This is a genomic window from Nonomuraea roseola (genome assembly GCF_039535395.1).
GTDB lineage: Bacteria > Actinomycetota > Actinomycetes > Streptosporangiales > Streptosporangiaceae > Nonomuraea > Nonomuraea roseola.
In genome coordinates this window covers 299,707-322,680 of the sequence record NZ_BAAAXC010000009.1, presented here as the reverse complement: position 1 = coordinate 322,680, position 22,974 = coordinate 299,707, and the positions used below count along the sequence as shown (strand labels likewise).

Below are 22,974 nucleotides of genomic sequence, written 5' to 3'. Positions count from 1 at the left end.
CGCAAGTGGGAAGGACGCAGATGGTCACACTCGCCGTCATAGGGGCGGGACTGCGCGGGCTCGGCTACGCCCGGCGCGCCCTGGCGAGCGGACAGGCGCGCGTGGTGGCGGTGGCAGAGCCCGATCCGTACCGGCGGGAGAGCCTGGCGGTCGAGCACGGCGTCCCGGCGGAGAACGTCTTCGCCGACTGGCGTGAGCTGCTCGCAGGGGCTCGGCTGGCCGACGCGGTGATCGTGGCCACGCAGGACCGCATGCACCTGGAGCCCGCCGTGCGAGCTGCCGAGCTGGGCTATCACATCCTGCTCGAGAAACCGATGGCCCCCACCCAGGAGGAGGCGGCGGCGATCGCCGAGGCCGCGCAGCGGCACGGCGTGCTGCTGGCCGTCTGTCACGTGATGCGCTACACCCCCTACACGCGGACGCTGAAGGCGCTGATCGACAAGGGCCGCATCGGTCAGGTCATGAACATCCAGCATCTGGAGCAGGTGGGGTGGTGGCACCAGGCGCACTCCTTCGTCCGCGGGAACTGGCGCAGCGAGGCCACGTCGGCACCGATGCTACTCGCGAAGGCCTGCCATGATCTCGACTGGATCGTGCACCTCAAGGGCGCGCTGCCGGAGCGGGTCTCCTCCTTCGGCAACCTCGTGCACTTCCGCCCGGAGAGCCGTCCGGCCGGAGCGGCCGACCGGTGTCTCGACTGCCCGATCGAGCGCACCTGCCCCTACTCCGCCAGGCGCGTCTACCTGGACTGCCTCGGCGACCCCGCCAAGGAGTTCTGGCCGCTGTCGGCGGTCACGACCGACCATACCGAGGCCGGCGTGCTCGAGGCGCTGCGCGACGGCCCGTACGGCAGGTGCGTCTACGCGTGCGACAACGACGTGGTCGACACGCAGGTGGTGACCATGGAGTTCCCCGACGGCACCTCGGCCACCTGCACGGTCACCGCCTTCGCCGCCCTGGAGCACCGCAAGACACGCGTGTTCGGCACGCACGGCTCCATCGAGGGCGACGGGATCCTGCTGCGCGTGCACGACTTCCTCACTGACGAGATCTCGGTGATCGACACCCGGTCCGGGGCGGACGCCTCGGCCGCCACCGGGCACGGCGGCGGGGACGAGGCCCTGATGGACGCCTTCGTCGAGGCCGTCGCGCGCGATGACCCCACGCTCGTCCTGAGCAGCGGAGCAGAAAGTCTCGCAACGCACCGTGTGGTCTGGGCGGCCGAACGCGCCAGGCACTCCGGCACGGTCATCCCCCTCTGAAAGGCCCCATCATGCGAAAGTTGACGGCAGTCCTGGCGGTCGGCGCCCTGGCGCTCGGAGTGTCCGCCTGCGGCAAGAAGAACAGCGAGCTCCCCGCGGGGGCGAAGGCCCAGGAATCGCTGGTCTACCGCTCCTCCTGGGGCGCCGACGAGCCCCAGGGAAAGATCATCAAGTCTCTCTTCGACGACTTCGCCAAGGAGACCGGAGCCAAGGTCGACCTGAAGTTCGTCGGCCGCAAGGGCAACGAGAGCCTGTCCACCGAGATGGCCTCGGGCCGGGGCCCGGACCTGTTCGACACCTCCACCGACAACATCGCCACGTTCTCCGCGCAGAACCTGGTAGCCCCGCTCGACGACGTGCTGCGGGCCCAGGTGCCCGGCGAGGGCAAGCCGGTGCGCGACGTTCTTCCCGAGTCGGTACGGCAGGCCTCCTCCGACGACAAGGGCCTGGCGTTCATCCCGCACACGGTGATCTCCACCGCCGTCTGGTTCGACGCCGCCAAGCACTCCGACCTCGCCGGCGCCCCGCCGCAGAGCTGGGAGGACTTCATCGCCTACCTCGACCGGGCGAAGAAGGCGGGCCGCACCCCGATCGGTCAGGACGGCACCATCAATTTCTACAACGTCTACTGGTTCTACACCGCCCTGGTCAGGGCCAACGGCGCCGGCAGCCTTCGGGCACTGGCCACCGACGCCGCCGCCTGGGACCGGCCCGAGGTGCTGGAGGCGGCCGAGAAGGTCGAGCAGCTCGCCAAGGGCGGCTACTTCCAGAAGGACTTCATGGCCACCAAGTTCCCCGCCGCGCAGGACGCCTGGGCTCAGGGGAAGTACGACCTGAACATCAACGGCACGTGGCTGGCCAGCGAGACCAAGCCCAAACTGGCCACGGGAGCCAAGATCTCCGCCTTCCAGCTGCCGGTGGGAGGCAAGAACTCCGTCGAGGTCGGCACGCTCGGCTGGGGCGTCAACGCCAAGGGCGACAACATCGAGACGGCCAAGAAGTTCCTGGCCTTCGCCCTGCGCAAGAAGTACATCGAGCAGATCTCCTCCGCCGCGCTGAACATCCCCTCGCGTGCCGACGTGCCCGCGCCCGAGCACCTGATGGCGGTGCAGAAGGCGGTCGCCGAGGCCGCGGCCACGCACAGGACCTACGACGACGCGGCCGCCGACAAGGCGTGGTGGAACGACACGTTCCTGCCTCTGCACGACCGGCTCATCTCCGGCAAGGTCGACGCCGCCGCGTTCGTCAAGGACGGCAAAGCCGCGACCGCCGCCTACCTCGCGAACAAGAACTGAGCCGATGGGAGCGGGAACCCTCACCCAGGCACCGACCTTGACCGCGGCCGCCGGGAGCAGGGCGCTGCGACCGGCGCGCGAGCGGGCCTTCTGGCCCTTCCTGCTCCCGGCGCTCATCGCCTACACCGCGCTGTTCGTCGGGCCGTCGCTGTTCGGGTTCTGGGTCAGCCTCAACAAGTGGGCAGGGCCAGGATCGGAGATGACGTGGCGGGGCCTGGACAACTACCTGGCGCTGCTGCGTAACGACGCGTTCCACACGTCGTTCGTCAACACGTTCGTGCTGGCGTTCGTGGGCGGCATGCTGGTCTTCGGCTTCACGTTTCTGTCGATGGTGGTGCTCAGGCACATCAGGGGACGGGCGTTCATCCGGTCCGTGGTGTTCCTTCCGATGATCATCTCGATGATCGCCGTGGGCGCGGCCATCGGCTTCCTGCTGAACCCCGACGGCGCGGTCAACTCGATCCTCGGCTGGCTCGGCCTGGACCCGCAGCCCTGGCTCGGCCCCGACCTGGTCTTCAGGTGCGTCATCGGCGGGCTGGTCTGGTCCAGCACCGGCTTCTACGTGGCGTTGATGATGTCGGCGGCCGACTCCATCCCCGCGCACATCTACGAGGACGCCCAACTGGTCGGGGCGACCAGATGGGAGCAGTTCCGGCACATCACGCTGCCGCTGACCTGGGACGTCTTCGCCGTTTCCGCGGTGCTCTGGGTGGTGAACAGCCTGAAGATCTTCGAGATCGTCCTGGCGTTCACCACCGGGGGCACGCCCGGCAGTCCACCGGTCCAGGCGCGGACGGTTGCGGTGCAGCAGTACTACGCGGTCTCCTCGGGCGTTCCCGACCTGGGCCATGCCGCGGCGATGGGCGTCGTCGTGCTGATCGTCACGGCAGTCCTCATCGTGCTGACCCGCCGCATCACCCGCCGCGACCGAGTGGAGCTGTCATGAGGCGTCTGTTCGGCGACATCCTGCTGCCCCGGGTCACCGCGATCATGTTGTGGGCGTGGGTCGTCTTCAACCTCGCGCTGGTTGCCTGGGTGGGTCTCCAGTCGCTCAAGGAGTCGGGCGAGATCTGGCTGTCGCCGTTCTCGCTGCCCGCCGTCCCTCAGTGGGGCAACTACGCCTCGGCGTGGAGGGCGGCGGAGTTCTCCGCCGCCGCGCTGAACAGCGCGGTCCTCACCCTGGTCGGCTCGCTGCTCATCGTGGCGCTCGCGGCGCCGGCGGCTTATGTGCTCGCCCGCTCCAACCGGCGCGCGGCCGGGCCGCTGACCAGCTATTTCGCGATGGGCCTGAGCATCCCGATCCAGACGATCGTGATCCCCATCGTGGTGATCAAGCTCTCGGCCTACACCTTCATGGAGGACTGGGTCACCGGCTGGTGGGACAACCGCATCACGCTGCTGATATTCCAGGTGGCGCTGTCACTGCCGTTCGCGGTGTTCGTGCTGACCGGCTACATGCGCTCGCTGCCGCACGAGATCGAGGAGGCGGCCGAGATCGACGGCGCGGGCCCGCTGCGCGCCTTCATCAGGATCGTGCTGCCGGTGGCCAGGCCCGGCGTGGTGACCGTACTGGTGCTCAACGTCATCGGGCTCTGGAACGAGACGCTGCTGGTGCTGCTGATCACGCCGCTGCCCGAGGAGCGCACACTGCCCGCCGCCCTGCTCAACCTCTACAGCTCCATGCAGTACAGCTCCGACTGGGGCGGCCTGTTCGCCGGGATCGTGATCCTGGTCTACCCCATGATCGCCCTCTATCTGTGGCTGGGCCGCCGCATCGTCGAGGGCATGACCGCCGGAATCGGCAAATGAAGGAAAGGATCCACCTTGCGTAGGCGAATCGCCTGGACTCTGTTAGTCGCTCTAGCCCTTCCTCTGTCCGCCACACCCGCCAGGGCCGAAGCCGGCACCACCTACTACGTGAACGCCGAGTCCGGAGACGACAGCGCCTCCGGCACGGGTGAGGCGTCGGCCTGGAAGAGTCTGGCCAGGGCAGGCCGGCTCGCATTGGGACCCGGTGACCGGCTGCTGTTCAAGGCGGGGCAGCGATGGAGCGGTCAGCTGACCCTGCAGGGAGCCGGGCAGCCCGGCAGGCCGGCCCTGGTCGGTTCGTACGGCACCGGCGCCAGGCCCGTCATCGACGGCCAGGGCCGGTTCGACGCGGCGATGCGGGTCAGCAACGTGCACGACTTCGTGGTCGACGGGCTGGAGGTGACGAACCACAGCGCTGACACCTCGGTGTACCGCAGCGGCGTGAACCTGTTCGCGAAGGACGCGGGCAGGCTCGAGAACGTCACGCTGCGCGACCTGAACATCCATGGCGTCAACGGCCAGGGCGGGCACAGCGTGGCCGCGGCCGGGCTGCTGATCTCCATCAGGGGCAACCAGGTCCCGACCTACTTCCACAACCTGGTGGTGGAGAAGAACGAGATCTCCGACATCGGCTCCTACGGGATCATCATGTGGTCCACGTGGTCCCGCCGCAACGGCATGACCAGCCTGTATCCCGTGGAGACCGGCATCCAGGACAGCGAGGTCGTCACCTGGACACCCAGCACAGGGGTCCGCATCCGCGACAACCACATCCATGACGTGACCGGTGGCGGCATCACCCCGATGCACACCAAGGGCGCGGTCATCGAAGGCAACAAGGTCGAGCGGGCCGTACGCGGCCGCACCAAGACCACCGGCGGCAACGTCGGCATCTGGTGGCAGGGCAACGACGACATCGTCGTCCAGCACAACGAGGTGTCGCACACCGGTTTCAACGGTCCGGGCTCCGACGGCCACGGCTTCGACAACGACGCCGACAACAACCGCAGCCTCATCCAGTACAACTACAGCCACGACAACGACGGCGGCTTCTTCCTGGCGGTCTCCTTCGCGGCGGCGCCGACCAGGGACACGGTCGTCCGCTACAACATCAGCCGCAACGACGGCTACGAGTCGATGGCCGCCTCCACCGCGACGACCAACACGCACTTCCACAACAACACGATCTACGCCACCACCCGGGTGGTCGAGGTCGAGCCGCCGTTCAGCGGCGCGGGGAAGTACCCGCTGGAGCGCATCGTCCGGCTCTACAACAACGCCGCAGGGGTGACCGTACGCAACAACGTCTTCGTCAACCTGCAGGGCGCCGGCTTCGACAACAAGAACGGCATCATCTACGACCACAACCTCTACTGGGGCACCGCCCAGCCGCCGACCGGCAACGATCACGCGGCGATCACGGCGGACCCCCGGCTGGCCGCCCCCGGCCAGGAGGCTCCTGACAGCTACCGGCCGCTCGAGGGCTCACCCGTCTTCAACGGCGGAGTGTCCGTCGACGCCGATCGCGACTACGCCGGGGTCGCCGTTCCGGACGGAGCCCCCGACCTCGGCGCCTTCCAACGAGACCTCGCCCCTGCGCAGGTGAGCAGCTCGCTGGTGCCGAAGGGTCACCTGGAGCGGGTGGCTGACCGGGACCAGGCCGGTTACTGGGAGAGCGTGCCCAAGCCGCGCCTCCCCGGCGTCCTCGACCTGACCTACGACAGCGCCCGCGCCTTCGGCGCCGTCACGCTGTCGGCCTCCCGCGCGCTCTCCCACGGGCCCACCGACGTGGACGTGCAGACCTTCGACGGGACCGGCTGGGTGACCAGGGCGAGCCGGCGTCTCACCTGGAAGAGCGACGACGACAGCGTGGAGCGCCAGACGGTGCGCCTGCCCGGGTCCGTCACCACCGACCGCGTGCGGCTGGTCGTCAAGGCCGCGGGAGACGGCCGCCTGCGGATCAACGAGGTGGCGCTGGCCGTGCCCGCCGCGAGCGAGCCGTACCGGCCTGCCCCCGCGACGCTGGTCACCACCACGTTCACGACCTCGCCCTCGCACACCGTGGACTCCCTGACGGACGGCGACCCGTCCAGTCCCTGGTCGTCGGTGAGCACCGGGGTGAGCCTGCCCGGCGAGTTCGTCGTGGACTACGGCAGGGCGCGGCATATCGCCACGGTCACCCTGCACACCGCCTGGGGCAAGGGGCAGGGGATCACCGACGTGTCGCTGGAGACCTGGGACGGCTCGGCGTGGATGCCGCAGGTGGCCCACCATCTGATCGACTGGCAGGAGAGCAGCGCGAAGGTGGAGACCAGCACCATCACCCTGCCCAAGCCCGTCACCACGCACAAGCTCCGCCTGACCGTGCACAGGGCGAACCTCCAGTGGGGCAACCTCGCCCTCTACGAGATCGTCGCCGCCTGACTCCGATCCGCCGTACGGCTCGCGCCCCTTGGCAGGGCGCGGGTCGTACCATCCCCCATGAAAAGGATCAAAGGTGCGTAAGCCAATTCCGTGGATGATGGCACTGCTCGCCCTGCTCATGCCCGCCGTACCGGCTCAGGCACAGAGCGCGGTGGGCACGACGTATTACGTGGACGCCGCCTCGGGCAGCGACGCGAACTCCGGGCAGGGAGAGTCCGCCGCATGGAAGTCCCTGGCCAAGGCCGGTCAGCTGGTGCTCGGCCCGGGTGACAAGCTGCTGTTCAAGGCCGGGCAGCGGTGGCAGGGCCAGCTCGTGATCAAGGGTGCGGGCGCAGCGGGCAGCCCCGCGCTGGTCGGCTCCTACGGCAGCGGGGCCAGGCCGGTCATCGAGGGGCAGGGCCAGGTCGACGCCGCGGTCAAACTCACCAACGTGCACGACCTCACGCTCGACGGCCTCGAGGTGACGAACTGGAGCAACGGCACGACGCCGCGCAGCGGGGTGAGCCTGTTCGCCAAGGACGCGGGCAGGCTGGAGAACATCACGCTGCGCAACCTGAACATCCACGACGTGGACGGTCCGGGGACGAGCTGGGTGGGCTCGGCCGGCCTGCTGGTGTCCATCAGGGGCAACACGGTGCCGACGTACTTCCACAACCTGGTGATCGAGAAGAACGAGGTCGGCAACATCCGGTCCTACGGGATCATCACCTGGTCCACGTGGTCCCGCCGTAACGGCATGACCAGCCTGTATCCCGCGGAGACCGGCATCCAGGACAGCGAGGTCGTCACCTGGACGCCCAGCACGGGGGTGCGGATCCGCGACAACCACGTCCACGACGTGACCGCCGGTGGCATCACCCCGATGCACACCAAGGGCGCGGTCGTCGAGGGCAACCGGGTGCACAGGGCGGCCACCGGCCGCCTGGTCACCACCGGAGGCAACGTCGGCATCTGGTGGCAGGGCAACGACGACCTGCTGGTCCAGCACAACGAGGTGTCCCATACCGGATTCAACGGTCCTGGCACCGACGGCCACGGGTTCGACGCCGACGCGGACAACAACCGCAGTGTCGTGCAGTACAACCACAGCCACGACAACGACGGCGGCTTCTTCATCACCGTCTCCTTCAGAGGCGCACCGACCAGGGGCAACGTCGTTCGCTACAACCTCAGCAGGGACGACGGCTACGAGGTGTTCAGCCTGTCGACCGAGACCTCCGGCACCGAGATCCACAACAACACGATCTACGCGGGCGGCCGCGTCGTGGTCGTGAACCCGCCCTACAACGGCGCCGGCAGCTACCCGCTCGGCAAGATCGTGCACATCTACAACAACGCGAGCGGCATCAAGATCCGCAACAACGTCTTCTACAACACGACCACAGCGGGCTACGACACGCAGAACAGCACCCTGTACGACGCCAACCTCTACCTGGGCCCCGCCCCTTCAGGCGACCTCAACGCCATCAGGCAGGACCCGAGGCTGGCCGCGCCCGGCAGCGCCGCCGCGGACGGCTACCGCCTTCAGGCGGACTCGCCCGCACGGGCGCGCGGCGTGAGCCTGGCGCCCGGGATCGCCGACTACTTCGGCGGCCTCGTCAACGCCCCGGCGCCCGATCGCGGCTTCCACCAGTACACCGGGGCGCCCGCGCGGGCGATGGCCACCACCTCCTACGCCCAGCTCGGCAACCACCACCCGTTCCGCCTGGTCGACGGCGACGTCAACACCTCATGGAGCAGCGCGGCCGGCGGCATCAGCTTCCCCGGCACCATCGACGTGGACCACCAGCAGGTCAAGAACATCGGCGCGGTCACCCTGCACACCGCGTGGGCCACCGGCCAGGCGATCACGGAGCTTGACGTGCAGACCTGGAACGGCTCGGCCTGGGTGACACAGGTCTCCGGCGCGAAGCTGACCTGGTCGGGCAACACGGCCACGGTCGAGAGCCGCACGATCACGCTGCCCCAGCCGGTCACCACCCAGAAGGTGCGCCTGGTGGTACGCAAGGCCAACCTGCAGTGGGGCAACTTCGCCCTGTACGAGATCAGCTAGGAACAGCGGCGCTCAGCGGCCGGTTCTCGCCTGGGGCCTCGTCCGGCGAGCGGCCACCTTGGCGCACAGGAGCCGGCCCTCGTTCCACACCGCTGCGGGATCGTCCGCACTCGCCGGAGGGACGGCTCCATCGTCTGCGGCGAGGCGGAGTCGATCCCCCGTGCGGGGGATCGACTCCACCTCTGGTGGGATCGATCCCCCGTGCGGGGGATCGACTCCACCTCTGGTGGGAGTCGCGAGCCGAGGCCGGATGACAGCCTCGTGGACATGACGAAGACTTCGACCGCCGCCTGGGCCGGCGCCGCCGCTCTGGCTCCTTACGCCGTGATGAAGACCTACTGGGCGTTCGGCGGGACCACGGGCAAGCCCGCCGGTGACCTCGCCGCCCAGCTCGAGGCGAACGGCGCGCCCGACGTGCTGGTGTGGATGGAACGGCACGGTCTCGACTTCACCGCCGTCGGGGCGCTGGCCGCGATGCTGTTCCTGGCCGCGCTGGTGATGCCATGGGGAGCCCGGCTGCCGCGCTGGAGCCTGCTGGTGCCCGGCTGGGCGGGTGCGCTGGCGTTGACGCCGTACGGGCTCGTCACCATGATCGCCGCGCCGTTCGGTTTCACGGTGGGCGACGCCGAAGGCTGGTCGGCCTGGGTGGGGATCGTCGCAGGCCTGGCGTTCGCCGGGCTGGGAATCGCGCTCGGCATATGCAGCCGGTCCTACCAGCGACGGACCAGGCGCGGGGCCAGGGACACGCGAGGCGCGAAGCCTGCGCCGACGGTGTGAGGCAGGGGGCCTCGGCGCGCCGGCGGTGATCGTTCTATCGTTCTCTTCATGGTCATGCAATGGCAGCTCATCGCTGGCATTGCCTTCACCGGCCGTAGGGGCTGAGCCGTAAGGCTTTCCTCCGCCTTTATCCCCCTTACAAACTACATAAGGAGTTTGTGTGCGTTCCTTCCGTAGCAGGATCGCCACGGCAGCGGGCCTCGCGCTCGTGACGCTGGCCGCCTTCCCACCGGCGGCGGCCGTCGCGCGCCCGCGGCCCGTAGACGTGCAGTTGCTCTCCTACACCGACTTCCACGGCTACATCACCCCGCAGAGCAACGCCGCCGACGGCACCATCAAGGACGCCCAGGGCAACACCCTCGTCGTCGGCGGCGCGCCCTACCTGGCCACGCACCTGCAGAACCTGCGGGCCGGCAAGGCCCACTCCATCACCTTCTCCACCGGTGACAACTTCAGCGGCTGGCCCGTGGAGGTCGCCCACCACGCAGACGAGCCGACGATCGAGTTCATGAACAAGGTCGGCACCAGCTTCACCACGGTGGGCAACCACGAGCTCGACCGGTCGCTGGAGTTCCTGCGCGACCACATGGGCAAGGGCGAGTGCTTCGGCGTGGTCGGCGAGGACAGCTGCTTCACCGACTCCGACGGCCACCCCTTCCAGGGCGCGACCTTCACCATCTCCACGGCCAACATCACCCGCAAGGGCTCCACCGAGCCGCTGTTCAAGCCGTACGTCATCAGGAAGTTCGGCAACGTGCGCGTCGGGTTCATCAACCTGACCACGCCCACGACCGTGGACGGCTCGACCTCCTACCAGCCGACGCTCGACAACCTGCCGCTGGTGGAGTCGGCCAACAAGTACGCCGCCGAGCTCAGGCACAGGGGTGTCAGGGCCATCGTGGTCAACATCCACGAGGGCGCGGCCGCGGGCAACGACTTCAACGGGTGCGGCGATTCCAAGGCGGGGCCGATCTGGGACTTCGCCAGGGACGCCTCCCCCGACATCGACGCGATCGTCACCGGCCACTGGCACGCGGCCTTCAACTGCTCGGTCCCCGACCCGGCGGGCAACCCGCGCCCCGTGGTCGAGGCCTCCAACCACGGGCGTCTGATCAGCGAGATCAACCTGAGGATCGACCCGCGCACCAAGGACGTGATCAGAGCGGCGACCACCTCGGTCAACCACGCCGTGACCAGGGACGTCTCGCCCGACCCCGAGATGGTCGAGCTGGTCGACCACTGGAACGCCAAGGAGAAGGAGACCTACGCCAGGCAGGTCGGCACCATCACCGGCGACGTGACCCGCACCCGTGACGCCGACGGCGAGAGCGCGCTCGGCAACCTCGTCGCCGACGTCGCCTACGCCGACTCGCAGAAGACCCAGGGCGGCGCCGCCGACCTGGCGATGGTGGCGGTCGCCCCGGTGAAGGGCTCCAACTCCCTGCGCGGCGACCTGCTGTACGCCAAGGGCGCCAACCCGGCCGATGCCGACGGGAGGGTGCTCTTCGGCGAGGCGTGGGCCACCTGGGGCTACGCCAACCCCGTGCTGACCGTCTCGGTGAAGGGCGGCCAGATCGAGCAGGCCCTCGAACAGCAGTGGCAGACCCAGGCCAACGGGAGCGTCAGGTTCGCGCCGCTGGCGGTCTCGGGCAACGTCCGCTTCCGCTACGACACCACCAAGCCCGTGGGCGACCGGGTGCTGCCGGAGCACGTGCTGATCAACGGTCAGCCGCTCGACCCGGCCAGGACCTACCGGCTGGCCGCCCTCGCCTACACCCTGCTGGGCGCCGACGGCTACACCGCCTTCGCCGGCCACACCGACGCGGTCCGCGGCGAACGGGACTACGAGGCCTTCCGCGCATTCCTCAGGAACGGCCCCGTGACCCCGCCCGCCCTCGACCGCGCCGCCGCGGTCAACGCCGCAGGCTAGGCCACGTCCTTCCGGGGTCGGGCTGAGTCCACGGTGCTCAGCCCGGCCGGAGCTCGGAGTCCCGCTCGCGCGAGGCGACCACCGGCATCGCGAGGCCGGGCGGGAGGGCCAGGGACAACCGTCCCGATTGGGCAATGTCCTGGCCAAGGAGCATGCGGTCGCGGTGTCCGAGCCGGACGGGGCGGGTAGGAGCCGCGCCTCAGCTCGGACAGGGGGCGCGCCTCCTGGCAGCACCCGGGAGTCCACCGTGACGGTCACGCGGCCTCGCATTCTGTCCGGTCTCGGCAGACCACAACGGTTCGCGCCGCGTCCGATCGTCCTGCTCGCATTGGTCAGCTGCCTGTACGGCCTGGCGCAGTTGCTCCTCGTCTCCCCCCGGCTGGGGATCGGCTGGGACGAGGCGGTCTACGCCAGCCAGTTCTCCTCCCACGCGCCGCCCGCGGTGTTCAGCGCGCCACGGGCGCAAGGCGTGCCGCTGCTGGTCGCGCCGGTGGTGGCGCTGACCAACTCGGTGCTCGTGCTGCGCCTGTACCTGACGGTGATCTCCTCGCTGGCGCTGTTCGGCGCCTTCTCCGTCTGGCTGCGGATCCGGCCGGGCCGGCTGGTGCCTGTGGCGGCCCTGCTGTACGGCAGCAGTTGGCTGTCGCTCTTCTACGGCAACCAGGCCATGCCGAACGGGTACACCGCGCTGGCCGCCGTCGCGGCCGTCGGCTTCCTCCTCCTGAGCGAGCGGTCCCGTCTGGCGCCGGTGGGGCTGGCAGGCTCGCTGGCCGTCATGTCGCTGATGCGGCCCTCGGACGCGCTGGTCGCCGCGGTGCCGCTGGTCGTCACGGCGCTAGTCGGCCTGCGTCGGCGCCGGATCGTCACGTCGGCGGCGATCGCCGCGGGCCTTGCCGTGGGCTGGGGACAATGGGCGATCGAGGCGCACGCGCGGTTCGGCGGGTTCGTCACCCGGCTCAAGGAAGCGGGCGAGCACAACGGCACAGGCTGGAACGTGTCGATCGTCGAGCACGCCAGGGCCCTGGACGGCCCGACGCTGTGCCGGTTCGGCGCCGAGTGCGGCGCGGTGTCGCCGGTGGCTCTGACCTGGTGGCTCGCGATCCCCGTGATGACCGCGCTGGGCCTGTGGGCGGCCGGGCGCCGGCGCCACCTGTTCCCGATCGCGTTGGCCGCGGTCACCGGCCTGGCGATGGCGCTGCCTTACCTGTTCTACGTGGACTACGCCGCGCCCCGGTTCCTGATGCCCGCCTACGCGCTGCTGTCCTTGCCGATCGCGGAGGCCGTCGTGGCGGGGACGCGGCTGCGCCGTCCGGTCGCGGCGGTGGTGATCGCCGGGCTGGTGGCGCATGTGGCGCTCCAGGGCGCGTACGCCTACCGCATGGCAGCCGTCAACCATCGCGACCGGGAGGCGATCGACGCGGCCGTGCAGGAACTGCGCCGGATGGGGGTGCGCCCGCCCTGCATGATCTACGGCCAGTCGGGCGTCCAGATCGGCTACCACCTCCGCTGCCACTCCCAGGGCATCATCCAGCGCTTCGCCCAGCGCCCCCCCGCTCCGCATCCGGCAGGCGCTGGAGCGGGGAGAGCAGGTGGTGGTCGTGTACAGGAACCTCAGGCTGCCGCCGTACGTCATGACGTGGCGCGAGGCCGACCTGCCTGGCCCTTGGAAGGCCCGCTTCCCGGGCTGATCCGGTGGCCGCCTAGAAGGCGTGCCGTGGCACGGAGTCCAGCAGGAGCCGCGTGTACTCGTGCTCGGGCGCGGTCAGCACCTGAGCCGTCGGCCCTGATTCGACGATCCGGCCGCGCCGCATGACCGCCACGTGGTCGGTGACGCAGCCGACCACGGCCAGGTCGTGCGTGATGAACAGGTAGGAGACGCCGCCGGCCGCGCGGATCTCGGCCAGCAGGCCGAGGATCTGCGCCTGGACCGAGACGTCCAGCGCGGCCACCGCCTCGTCCAGAACCAGCACCCGGGGCCTGACCGCCAGCGCCCTGGCGATCGCGACGCGCTGCCGCTGCCCGCCGGACAGCTCCCTGGGCAGCGCCGCCGCCTCGCGCGGGCCGAGACCGACCCGGTCGAGCAGCTCGGCCACCCTCGGCGCGGGCGGCTCGCCGGGAAAGTGCAGGCGCAGGACCTCGGTCAGGGACTCTCGTACGGCAAGGCGCGGGTCGAGCGAGCCGAGGGGGTCCTGGAAGACGATCTGGATCAGCCTCGCCCTGTCTCTGCGGCCGAGCGACGCCAGCGGCCTGCCCGCCACGAGCACCGTGCCGGCGTCGGCCCGCTCCAGGCCGAGCAGCAGCCTGGCCGTGGTGGTCTTGCCCGAGCCCGACTCGCCGACCAGGCCGAGCGAGCCGCCCTCCGCCAGGTCGAAGGAGACGTCGTCCACCGCGGCGAAGGTGCCGTAGCGCTTGCGCAGGCCCCTGACTTCGAGGTCGATGTTCACAGTTCCGCCTTCACACAGGCGACCCCGTCCACCAGGGGCGGGGCGGCAGCCGTACAGGACTCCATGACGTGCGGGCAGCGAGGGGCGAAGCGGCAGCCCGGCGGCGCCGACAGCAGGTCCGGCGGGCGTCCGGGGATCGCGGGCGGCAGCGTGCCCAGCTCGGAGACGCGCGGGGTGGCGGCGAGCAGGCCAGAGGTGTAGGGATGGCGCGGCTCGGCGAACAGCCGCCGCGTCGGCCCTGTCTCCACGATCCGTCCCGCGTACATCACGTAGACCCGGTCGCAGATCGTCGAGGCCAGTTCCAGGTCGTGGGTGATGAACAGCATGCCGGTCCGCATCCTGGCGCGCAGGTCGCGCAGCAGGCGGATGATCTCGGCCTGGGTGGTCACGTCCAGCGCGGTGGTCGGCTCGTCGGCCAGCAGCAGCCGGGGCTCCCCCGCCAGGGCCGCCGCGATCACCACGCGCTGGAGCATGCCGCCGGACAGCTCGTGAGGGTACTGGCGCACGCGCCGCTCCGGCTCGGACAGGCCGACCAGTTCCAGCAGCTCGACGGCCCTGGCCCTGGCCGCCTTGGCGCCGATCTCCTCGCGGAGGATCTCGGCGAGGAAGTCGCCGATCCGCCGGAAGGGGCTGAGCGCCGCGCGCGGATCCTGGTAGATCATCGCGGCCGAGTGGGTCCGGTGGCGGCGCAGCCCCGCAGGGGACATGGACAGCACGTCGGCGCCGTCCATCCGGATCTCGCCCGAGATCCGCGCGTCCTTCGGCAACAGGCCGAGGACGGCCCGCGCGGTCAGGGACTTGCCGGAGCCCGACTCGCCGACCAGGCCGACGGTCTCGTTCGCGGCCACGGTCAGCGAGATGTGGTCGATCGCCGGGCGGGCGGTGCGCGGGAGCCGTACGGCGAGCTCGTCGATCTCCAGCACGGTCACCTCCTGGAGACGCGGTCGGCGAGGCTCTCGCCGACGATGTTGAAGGCGATCACGCTCAGCACGATGGCCAGGCCGGGTACGAGGATCGGGCCGAGCGCGCCCTGCAGCACGGCGGACTGGCCCTCGTTGATCATCGCTCCCCAGTCGGCGGCAGGCGGCTGCACGCCCAGGCCGAGGAAGGCGAGTCCGGCCAGGTCGAGCAGGGCGTAACCGAAGTTGATCGTGGACTGGGCCAGGATCACAGGGGCGATGTTCGGCAGCAGGTGACGCAGGCAGATGGCCAGGCCGCCGAAGCCCAGCGCCCGGTAGGCGGCGATGTAGGGACGGCCCATCTCGCCTCTGGCCACCCCGCGGACCAGGCGGCCCACGAACGGCGTGTAGGCGACGGCAAGCGTGATCATGGGGCCGATCTGGCCGGGGCCGTACATCGCGACCACCAGGATCGCCAGCAGCAGGCCGGGGAAGGCGAAGACCAGCTCCATCGAGCGCGACAGGGCGGTGTCGACCCAGCCGCCGTGCCAGGCGGCGGTCAGTCCGACCAGGACGCCGAGCACCGTGGAGATGGCCACCACGCCCAGCGGTCCGAGCAGGCCGGTCCTGGCTCCGTAGATCACCCGGGAGAGCAGGTCGCGGCCGGAGGCGTCGGCGCCGAGCAGGTGGTCGCCGCCAGGTCCGGCCAGCGCGGCCGACAGGTCGACCGCGTCGGGGTCGGCTGGGGCGATGAGCGGCGCCAGCACGGCGGCCAGAACCAGAAGTGCGATCACGGCGAGCGCGACCCTGAGCAGGCCGCCTCCCCTGCTCCAGCCACCGAGACGGCGCAGTCCCGGCCTGACGGCGAAGGTCTCCATCAGCTCACCGCTCCCAGTCGCACGCGAGGATCGGCCAGCGGCGCGAGCAGGTCCACCACGAGGTTGGCGAGCACGAACACCGCGACGGTCAGCAGGGTCAGCGCCTGCACGACGGCGAAGTCCTTGACCGTCACCGAGTACTGCAGCAGCTGGCCCAGGCCGTTGACCCCGAACGCGGTCTCCACCAGCACCGTGGAGACCAGCAGACCGGGCACGAGAAGGCCGCCGTAGGTGAGCGTCACGGTCATCGCCCCGCGCAGCACGTGCCTGCGGACGATGGCCCGCTCGGGCACGCCGCGTCCGCGGGCGACCGTGACGTACTCCTGGCCGAGCTGGTCGATCATCGCCGTGCGCGACACTCTGGCCAGCACCCCCGCGAAGGTGAGCGCGAGGGCCACTGCCGGCAGCGCCAGGTGGTGCAGCCGGTCGGCCAGGCCCTCGCCCGCGCCGATGGAGGGGAACCAGCCGAGGTTCACAGAGAACACCGCGATGAGGACGTACCCCAGCACGAAGGAGGGGGTGGCGACCGCGACCGAGCTGCCCACGAGCACCGCCTTGTCGACCGCGCCTGGCCTGGTCGCGCTCCACACGCCCAGCGCCAGGCCGAGGACCATGGTGAGCGCGAAGGCCATGCCGATCAGGGTGAGCGTGACGGGCACGCGGGAGGCGATCAGCCCGCCGACGTCGGTGCGGAACTGCACCGAGCGGCCGAAGTCACCGGTGAGCACGCCGCCGATCCAGTGCAGGTACTGCACGGGGAACGGGTCGTCGAGCCGGTACTGCGCGCGGATGGCGGCGACCGCCTCCGGGGTGGCCGAGCGCCCGCTGAGCAGGAAGCTGGCGGGGTCGCCGGGGGCGAGCTGGAGGGCGCCGAAGACCAGGATCGAGGACGCGCCCAGGATCGCGGCCATCCCGGCCAGACGTTTCAGCAGGAAGCGAGCCATCAACCCGCCGCCCCGACGTCGGCGGCCCACGGGTAGTACAGGTACGAGATGCTGGTGGGCGCCCCGGTGATGCGCTTGCCGAGGAACATCACGTTGTCGAGGTCGGCCAGCGGGATCCAGGGCAGCCGTGTGGCCACGGTCTCCTGGAGCTTCGCCGTCAGCTGCGCCCGCTTGACGCGGTCGAACTCGGCTCCGGCCGCATCGACGAGCTTGTCGTAGGCGGGGTCGGAGAAACCGCCGTAGTTCTCGAACTGGCCCGTCTCGAACAGTCCGTAGAGCTCCAGCGGGTCGGTGGCCGACAGGTACCAGAGCGTCGGGAACAGGTCGATGCCCTTGCGCGCCTCCGGGTCGGAGAACAGCGCGGTGAAGGCGTCGGGCGCGACCGTCCGCACCTCGGCGGCCAGGCCGATCTCCTTGGCCGCCGCCTGCACGGCGTTGGAGATCACCGGAAACTCCGGCGACACGTTGGAGCTGGCGATCACGACCTTCCTGCCCTGCGCGCCCGCCTCGGCGACGAGCTTCTTGGCCGCTTCCAGGTCGCGCTTGGCGGTGGGGGCGGAGGGCCTGGCCTCCGGCACGTTGCGCCAGGCCTGGACAGGGGCGGGCACGAGCGCGGGCGCGCTGAACTCGCCGAGCACGGATTTGACCAGGCCCTCCCTGTCGATGGCCAGGGACAGGGCCTGCCGGACCTTGACGTCGGTGAGAGGGCCGCCGTTAAGGTCGGAGACGATCAGGTTCGCGGTGGTCAGGTTGGGGCCGCCGTAGACGGTGCCCGCACCGGAGGCGCGCAGCGGGGCGATGGAGGCGGCGGGGATCAGGTAGCCGCCGTCGGCCTCGCCCGTCACCAGGGCGTTGGTCCTGGCGGCCGAGTCCGGCACGAAGCGGAAGGTGACCTTGCCCGACCTGGCCTTGTCGCCCCAGTAGCCGTCGAAGCGGTCGAGCTGGATCGACTGGCCCTTGGTCCAGGCGCCGAGCTTGAACGGCCCTGTGCAGTCCAGGCGGCCGTCGGCCGTGCCGAAGGACTTGCCCTGCGCCTTCAGCGAGGCGGCGCTGACCACCGTGCCCGGCGAGGCGCCCATCTCCAGGGCGAACAGCGCGTCAGGCCGCTTGAACCTGACGGTCACCTCCATCGGGCCGGTCTTGGCGATCGACTCGACGTTACGGAAGGAGGAGACCCAGTAGGAGCCGACCTTCTCGTCGAGGTGCCGGTTCAGGCTGGCCACCACGTCGTCGGCGGTCATCTCGGCGCCGCTGTGGAACCGTACGCCCTTGCGGATCGTGTAGACGAGGGTCTTGGGGTCGCGCTGGACGGCCTTCTCCGCCAGGCCCGGCTCCTCCTTGAGGTCCGGTGTCCAGCGCATGAGGCTCTCGCAGACGTTGGACAGCACCATGTTCTGCGGATAGTCGAAGGCGTGGACGTAGTCGAGAGTCGGGGGTTCGGCGTAGGAGACCCAGGTGAAGGCGTCGATGTCGCCCTTGGGCTCGGGGGTGCCGGAGCTCAGGCCCCCGCCGGGCGGGGGCGCCGCGGTCCCGCCGCCGCCCCCGCCGCATGCCGCCGCCGTCACGGCCAGAGTGAGTACGGCGAGCGCTGTTCGCAGTCGTAGGCTCATGAGTCACGCCTTTCAGGGGTTGTCAGGCTTGGTGGACGAGCCGGCCCTCGACATAGGTCCTGACGACCCGGGTCGAGCCGATCTCCTCGGGCGGCCCGGCGAAGGGGTCGCGGTCCAGCACCACCAGGTCGGCGTACTTGCCTGCCTCGACCGTGCCGGTGACGTCCTCGAGGTGGTTGATCCAGGCGCTGCCCGCCGTGTACGCGGTGAGCGCCTGCGCCAGGGTGAGCGCCTGCTCGGGCAGGAACGGCTCGCCTGGCTCGCCCTCGGGCACCGTCCTGTTCACCGCGACGTGCACACCCCACAGCGGGTTAGGACTGCTCACCGACCAGTCGCTGCCCGCGACCAGGCGGGCGCCCGCGCGCAGGAGGTCGCCGAAGGGGTACTGCTGGGCCGCGCGCTCGGCCCCGAGGAAGGGGATGGTCAGCTCGTCCATCTGGGGTTCGTGCGCCGCCCACAGCGGCTGCATGTTGGCGGCGGCGCCCACCTCGGCGAACCTGGCGATGTCGGCGGGGTCGACGACCTGCAGGTGCGCGAGGTGGTGCCGGTTGTCGTTGACGCCGTTGGCCGTCCGCGCACCGGCCAGGGCGTCGAGCGCCTCCCTGACCGCGCGGTCGCCCAGCGCGTGGAAGTGGATCTGGAAGCCGAGCGCGTCCAGCTGGCGGACCGCCTCCCGCAGCAGGCCGGGCTCCACGAAGCTGATGCCGCTGTTGGCGGTCGGGCAGCCGCAGCCGTCGAGGTACGGCTCCAGCATCGCCGCGGTGAAGTTCTCCGCGACGCCGTCCTGCATGATCTTGACGGTGGTGGCGTTGAACCGGCCGACCTGGCCGGTCCTGCGCCGCTCGACCAGGTCGGGGATCTGTTCCAGGCCGCGCTCGCGGTCCCACCAGAGGGCGCCGACGACGCGGGCCAGCAGCGTCGACTCGCCGGCGGCGCGAAGGTAGGCCTCGTAGTTGTCGGGGTGGCCGGGGAAGGCGCCGATCATGGCGTCCTGCCAGCCGGTGACCCCCATCGAGAACAGGTGGGCCTGACCCGCGAGCAGACCGGCGTAGGCCTCCTCGGCGTTGGCCACCGGCACGTGCCCGCTCACCAGGGTCATGGCCCCCTCGTGCAGGGTGCCCTGCGGGGTGCCGTCCGGCTCCCGCTCGATCCGGCCGTCCACGGGATCGGGCGTGTCACGGTCGAGACCGGCCAGCCGCAGGGCCAGGGTGTTGGCCCAGGCGCCGTGCCCGTCGCGGTTGGTCAGCAGCGCGGGCCTGTCTGGCACCACCTTGTCGAGCAGCTGCCTGGTCGGGGTGCCGCCGGGGAAGACGTCCATCGACCAGCCGCCGCCGTGGACCCACGTCTTGTCGGGGTGCGCCTCGGCGTAGGCGGCGATCACCGCGAGGTAGCCCTCGACGCTGTGCTCGGCCGACAGGTCGCAGCGGAGCATCTGACCGCCGCCGAAGGCCGGGTGGACGTGGGCGTCCTGGAAGCCGGCCATGAGCAGCCCACCGGCGAGGTCGACCACCTCGGTGTCGGGGCCGGCCGAGGCCCGCACCGTCTCCTGGTCGCCGACCAGCAGGACGCGCCCGCCGCCGACCGCGACCGCGGCCTCGACGGGGGCGTCGGCCGTGCCGGTGAAGACCCGCCCGCCGATGAAGATCGTGTCCACCATTACAGCACCTTCCGCTCACGCAGTGTTGGGGAGGAGTGAACGCGAGCGCAACATAGATGTCAACAGTGTTGCGCTACGTGGAGACCGAACCGATACACTGGTGCGATCATGGCGAAGACACCTGTGAGGACCAGGCGCTCGGGCAGCCAGCTCAGTCCCGAGGCCATCATCGAGGCCAGCCTGCGCATCGCCGCCAGGGGCAGCCAGGACGCGTTCACCGTGCGCCGCCTGGGCGAGGAGTTGGGGGCCGACCCCACGGCGATCTACCGCCACTTCCGCGACAAGGACGAGCTGCTGCTGTCGGTGGCCGACCGGGCCTACGGCGAGGTCCTGGAGGGCATCCCCGACGGGCTCGGCTGGAAGGACCGGCTGCGGGCCCTGGCCAACGGCTCGTTGCGGGTCGCGCTGAAGTATCCGGCGGTGGCCTCCATCACCGCCAGCCGTACGACCAGGCGGATCAACGAGTTCAGGATCGTCGAGCTCATCCTCGGGGCGGTCACCGAGGCGGGGCTCGACGGCGCCGACGCGGCGCTGTACTACCGGGCGGTGGCCGACGCCCTCCTGGCGTACGTGGGCCAGTCGGCCGCCTACGTGCTCTTCGCCCCCGAGATCAGGGCGGGCGACGAGTCGTCATGGGCGCGGGAGTACCGGATGGTCGACCCAGGGCGCTTCCCGGGGATCGCCCGCCTCGGCACGGAGCTGGCACAGGTGAGCGCCGAGGCGGTCTTCGACGTCCGGGTGGAGGCGCTGATCGCCGCCATCGAGGCCAGGGCCGCGTCGCTTCCCGAGGATGCGACGCGGACCTGACGGGCGCGCCCGGCGCATCCCCGGTTCACGGCTTCACGAGGTGGATGGCGGCGGGGCAGACCGTCCTCTCTGGTGGTCGGGGCCTGACGGTGTGACCCGCTCGGCCCTGTAGGGGCCGGTCACCGCCTGGTCACCACCGCACCGGGATCTCGCGCAGCCCGCCGATGGCGAGCCCCTCCACGCGCTGGAGCTCCTGTGCGGGTACGGCCAGCTCCAGCGACGGCAGCCTGCGCAGCAGCACCTCCAGGACGACCTGCAGCTCGGTGCGTGCCAGCGCCTGGCCCAGGCAGGAATGGGCGCCGGCGCCGAAGGCCAGGTGCGGGTTCGGGCTGCGGCCCAGGTCCATCTCGTCCGCGCCGTCGAAGACGCTCGCGTCGCGGTTGGCCGCGGCCATGCTGCACACCACGGTGGTGCCGCGCGGCAACACCGTCCCGCCGACCTCGCTCTCCTCGCGCAGGTAGCGCGGCATGCCGAAGCCTGCGTTGGCGTCGAAGCGCAGCGCCTCCTCCACCGCCGTGCGCACCAGCGACGGGTCGGCCAGCAGCCGCTCCCAGCGGGTACGGTCGGCCAGCAGCATGCCGACCATCTTGCCGATCATGTTCGCCGTGGTCTCGTGCCCTGCGACCAGCAGCCCCATGCCGGTGGCCAGCAGCTGGAGGTCGGACAGCCCGCCGTTGTCGGCGCCCCCTGCCGCGATCAGCTCGCTGAGCAGGTCCTCACCCGGCTCGGCTCGCTTGGCGGCGATGTGGCCGGACATGTACTGCACGAACTCGGCCTGCGCCGCGTCGATCTCCGCCTGGCCGTAGCGGGTCAGGTTGAGCAGCGTGTCGGACCAGTAGGCGAACCGGTCCCGGTCGCCTGCGGGCACGCCGAGCATGTCACAGATCACGTATACCGGCAGCGGGAAGCCCAGGCCGGCCCTGAGCTCCCCCGGCTGGCCGCGCTTGACCATGTCATCGATGAGCTGTTCGGCCATCTGCGTCATCGCCGGCCGCAGGGCGGTCATCCGCTTGGCCGTGAACCACTTGCCGACCAGGCGCCGCCACCGCTGGTGCTCCTCTCCGCTGTCGGGGATGATCTGCGCCATCTCGCTGCTGAACAGCCCGCCCGACTCGTCGGCCGACAGCCTGGCCGCGTCGTCGGCGTTCAGCAGCCGGGTGAATCGCGGATCGGCCAGCACCTGCCTGACGTCCTCGTACCGCGTGAGCAGTGAGGCCTGGTCGCCGCTGGGCAGGTTCACCCGGGCCACCGGGCACTGCCGTCGCAGCCGCGCCCATTCGGCCGGCGGCTCCAGCGCCGCCTCGCTCGGGATCGGGTAGTTCAGGACCTGCTCGTTGTGGCTCATTCGGTGTCTCCTCGGAACGGATCGTGTGTCGTCACCGGGATCTGCTTCGACGGCGGCGGCGGCCGGCCGTAGGGCGGGGCGGGTCGGGCTCGACATCCAGCAGCGTCGACCGGCCTGCCACCACGCCGCCCAAGTTACCCTACAGCTGTAGGAAATCCTACACATGTAGGGTGAAGGTAGGCTGAGAGACGTGGTCACGACCAGAGACAGCAACGCGCCGGCGGGCGACCGGCGCGTGCGCCGTACCCAGGCGGCCCTGCAGCGCACGCTGATCCAGCTCGTCGAGGACCGGGACCTGTCCCAGATCAGCGTCGCCGACGTCGCCGAGCGGGCCGGAGTGAGCCGCTCCACCTTCTACGACCACTATCGGGACGTGCACGAGCTGGCCGAGGCCGCCTGCACCACGATGATCGACAACCTGATCGAGTCCCTGCCCTCCCCCGGCCCCGACTCGGCCGACCCGACGCAGGACGCGACCCAGTCACTGCGGGCCTTCTTCGCCAACCTCGCCGAACACGCCGGCCTCTACCGCAGCCTGCTGGGGCCGCAGGGAAGCGCACGAGTCATCGACCACGTACGCCGGCGCACCACCGCGGCCATCCACGTCGCCGTGCGCAGGGCCGAGACCGGCGACGACCTGGCGGCACACTCCGCCGCGTCGATGGACATCCCCCACGACGTGCCCGCCGCGTTCACCGCCGGAGCGCTCATCGGCGTGGCCGCCGACTGGCTCCAGCGCGGATGCCTGCGGACACCTGCCGAGATGGCCGCCCTGACCTGGCCGCTCCTCACCGCCCTCTACCACGTCGACGCCGACATGAGGCCCGAGTAGAGACTCGC

General features: G+C 70.5%; 18 protein-coding genes. 11 read left to right on the top strand and 7 right to left on the bottom strand.

The window, feature by feature from the left end; all coding sequences use genetic code 11:
• The first annotated feature begins 20 nt into the window (after positions 1–20).
• From ABFX55_RS10865 to ABFX55_RS10825, 9 genes are all read left to right on the top strand, one after another.
• Positions 21–1,262, top strand: a complete 1,242-nt coding sequence (locus ABFX55_RS10865; RefSeq protein WP_346120078.1) for a Gfo/Idh/MocA family protein — start codon at positions 21–23, stop codon at positions 1,260–1,262.
• 20 nt (positions 1,263–1,282) lie between these two features.
• The gene (locus ABFX55_RS10860) at positions 1,283–2,557 is read left to right on the top strand and encodes an ABC transporter substrate-binding protein (protein ID WP_346120077.1); all 1,275 of its coding nucleotides are present in this window, start codon (positions 1,283–1,285) and stop codon (positions 2,555–2,557) included.
• Positions 2,558–2,561: 4 nt separating this feature from the next.
• Positions 2,562–3,503, top strand: coding sequence for a carbohydrate ABC transporter permease (locus tag ABFX55_RS10855; protein WP_346120075.1), 942 nt, complete (start codon positions 2,562–2,564; stop codon positions 3,501–3,503).
• Positions 3,500–4,366, top strand: coding sequence for a carbohydrate ABC transporter permease (locus ABFX55_RS10850; RefSeq protein ID WP_346120073.1), 867 nt, complete (start codon positions 3,500–3,502; stop codon positions 4,364–4,366). Before ABFX55_RS10855 ends, ABFX55_RS10850 begins: the two co-directional genes overlap by 4 nt.
• Positions 4,367–4,381: 15 nt before the next feature.
• Entirely contained in the window at positions 4,382–6,790 is a 2,409-nt protein-coding gene (locus tag ABFX55_RS10845) for a discoidin domain-containing protein (RefSeq protein WP_346120071.1), read from the top strand.
• A 73-nt stretch (positions 6,791–6,863) separates the two neighbouring features.
• Complete coding sequence (locus tag ABFX55_RS10840) at positions 6,864–8,843, top strand: discoidin domain-containing protein (RefSeq protein ID WP_346120069.1); 1,980 nt, start codon at positions 6,864–6,866, stop codon at positions 8,841–8,843.
• Between the two features lie 267 nt (positions 8,844–9,110).
• A complete protein-coding gene (locus tag ABFX55_RS10835; RefSeq protein WP_346120067.1) occupies positions 9,111–9,620 on the top strand; it encodes a hypothetical protein in 510 nt (169 codons plus the stop codon).
• Positions 9,621–9,780: 160 nt separating this feature from the next.
• Positions 9,781–11,550 (top strand): bifunctional metallophosphatase/5'-nucleotidase, encoded by a 1,770-nt coding sequence (locus ABFX55_RS10830; RefSeq protein ID WP_346120065.1) that lies wholly within the window; start codon positions 9,781–9,783, stop codon positions 11,548–11,550.
• 247 nt (positions 11,551–11,797) lie between these two features.
• Positions 11,798–13,363 carry a hypothetical protein gene (locus tag ABFX55_RS10825; protein ID WP_346120063.1) on the top strand — a complete coding sequence of 522 codons (1,566 nt, stop codon included), beginning with the start codon at positions 11,798–11,800 and terminating at the stop codon, positions 13,361–13,363.
• On the opposite strand, the gene ABFX55_RS10820 is transcribed toward ABFX55_RS10825, so the two are convergent.
• Genes ABFX55_RS10820 through ABFX55_RS10795 form a run of 6 tightly spaced genes read right to left on the bottom strand, consistent with a single transcriptional unit; the run spans position 13,251 to position 19,982 of the window.
• Complete coding sequence (locus ABFX55_RS10820) at positions 13,251–13,994, bottom strand: ABC transporter ATP-binding protein (protein ID WP_346120061.1); 744 nt, start codon at positions 13,992–13,994, stop codon at positions 13,251–13,253. The two genes, ABFX55_RS10825 and ABFX55_RS10820, sit on opposite strands and share 113 nt — an antisense overlap.
• The gene (locus ABFX55_RS10815; protein ID WP_346120059.1) at positions 13,991–14,917 is read right to left on the bottom strand and encodes an ABC transporter ATP-binding protein; all 927 of its coding nucleotides are present in this window, start codon (positions 14,915–14,917) and stop codon (positions 13,991–13,993) included. Before ABFX55_RS10815 ends, ABFX55_RS10820 begins: the two co-directional genes overlap by 4 nt.
• Before the next feature lie 2 nt (positions 14,918–14,919).
• Positions 14,920–15,771 carry an ABC transporter permease gene (locus tag ABFX55_RS10810; protein ID WP_346120057.1) on the bottom strand — a complete coding sequence of 284 codons (852 nt, stop codon included), beginning with the start codon at positions 15,769–15,771 and terminating at the stop codon, positions 14,920–14,922.
• Complete coding sequence (locus ABFX55_RS10805; RefSeq protein ID WP_346120055.1) at positions 15,771–16,715, bottom strand: ABC transporter permease; 945 nt, start codon at positions 16,713–16,715, stop codon at positions 15,771–15,773. The genes ABFX55_RS10810 and ABFX55_RS10805 overlap by 1 nt, the downstream gene beginning before the upstream one ends.
• Positions 16,715–18,325, bottom strand: coding sequence for an ABC transporter substrate-binding protein (locus ABFX55_RS10800; RefSeq protein ID WP_346120053.1), 1,611 nt, complete (start codon positions 18,323–18,325; stop codon positions 16,715–16,717). The genes ABFX55_RS10805 and ABFX55_RS10800 overlap by 1 nt, the downstream gene beginning before the upstream one ends.
• Positions 18,326–18,347: 22 nt before the next feature.
• Complete coding sequence (locus ABFX55_RS10795) at positions 18,348–19,982, bottom strand: amidohydrolase (RefSeq protein WP_346120052.1); 1,635 nt, start codon at positions 19,980–19,982, stop codon at positions 18,348–18,350.
• Between the two features lie 108 nt (positions 19,983–20,090).
• Here ABFX55_RS10795 and ABFX55_RS10790 point away from each other — a divergent pair, with 108 nt between their 5' ends.
• Positions 20,091–20,789 (top strand): TetR/AcrR family transcriptional regulator, encoded by a 699-nt coding sequence (locus tag ABFX55_RS10790; protein ID WP_346120050.1) that lies wholly within the window; start codon positions 20,091–20,093, stop codon positions 20,787–20,789.
• Positions 20,790–20,919: 130 nt separating this feature from the next.
• On the opposite strand, the gene ABFX55_RS10785 is transcribed toward ABFX55_RS10790, so the two are convergent.
• Positions 20,920–22,134: a cytochrome P450 gene (locus ABFX55_RS10785; protein ID WP_346120048.1), complete on the bottom strand. Its 1,215-nt coding sequence runs from the start codon at positions 22,132–22,134 to the stop codon at positions 20,920–20,922.
• A gap of 190 nt (positions 22,135–22,324) precedes the next feature.
• Here ABFX55_RS10785 and ABFX55_RS10780 point away from each other — a divergent pair, with 190 nt between their 5' ends.
• Positions 22,325–22,966 (top strand): TetR/AcrR family transcriptional regulator, encoded by a 642-nt coding sequence (locus ABFX55_RS10780; protein ID WP_346120046.1) that lies wholly within the window; start codon positions 22,325–22,327, stop codon positions 22,964–22,966.
• The last annotated feature ends 8 nt before the right edge of the window (positions 22,967–22,974 follow it).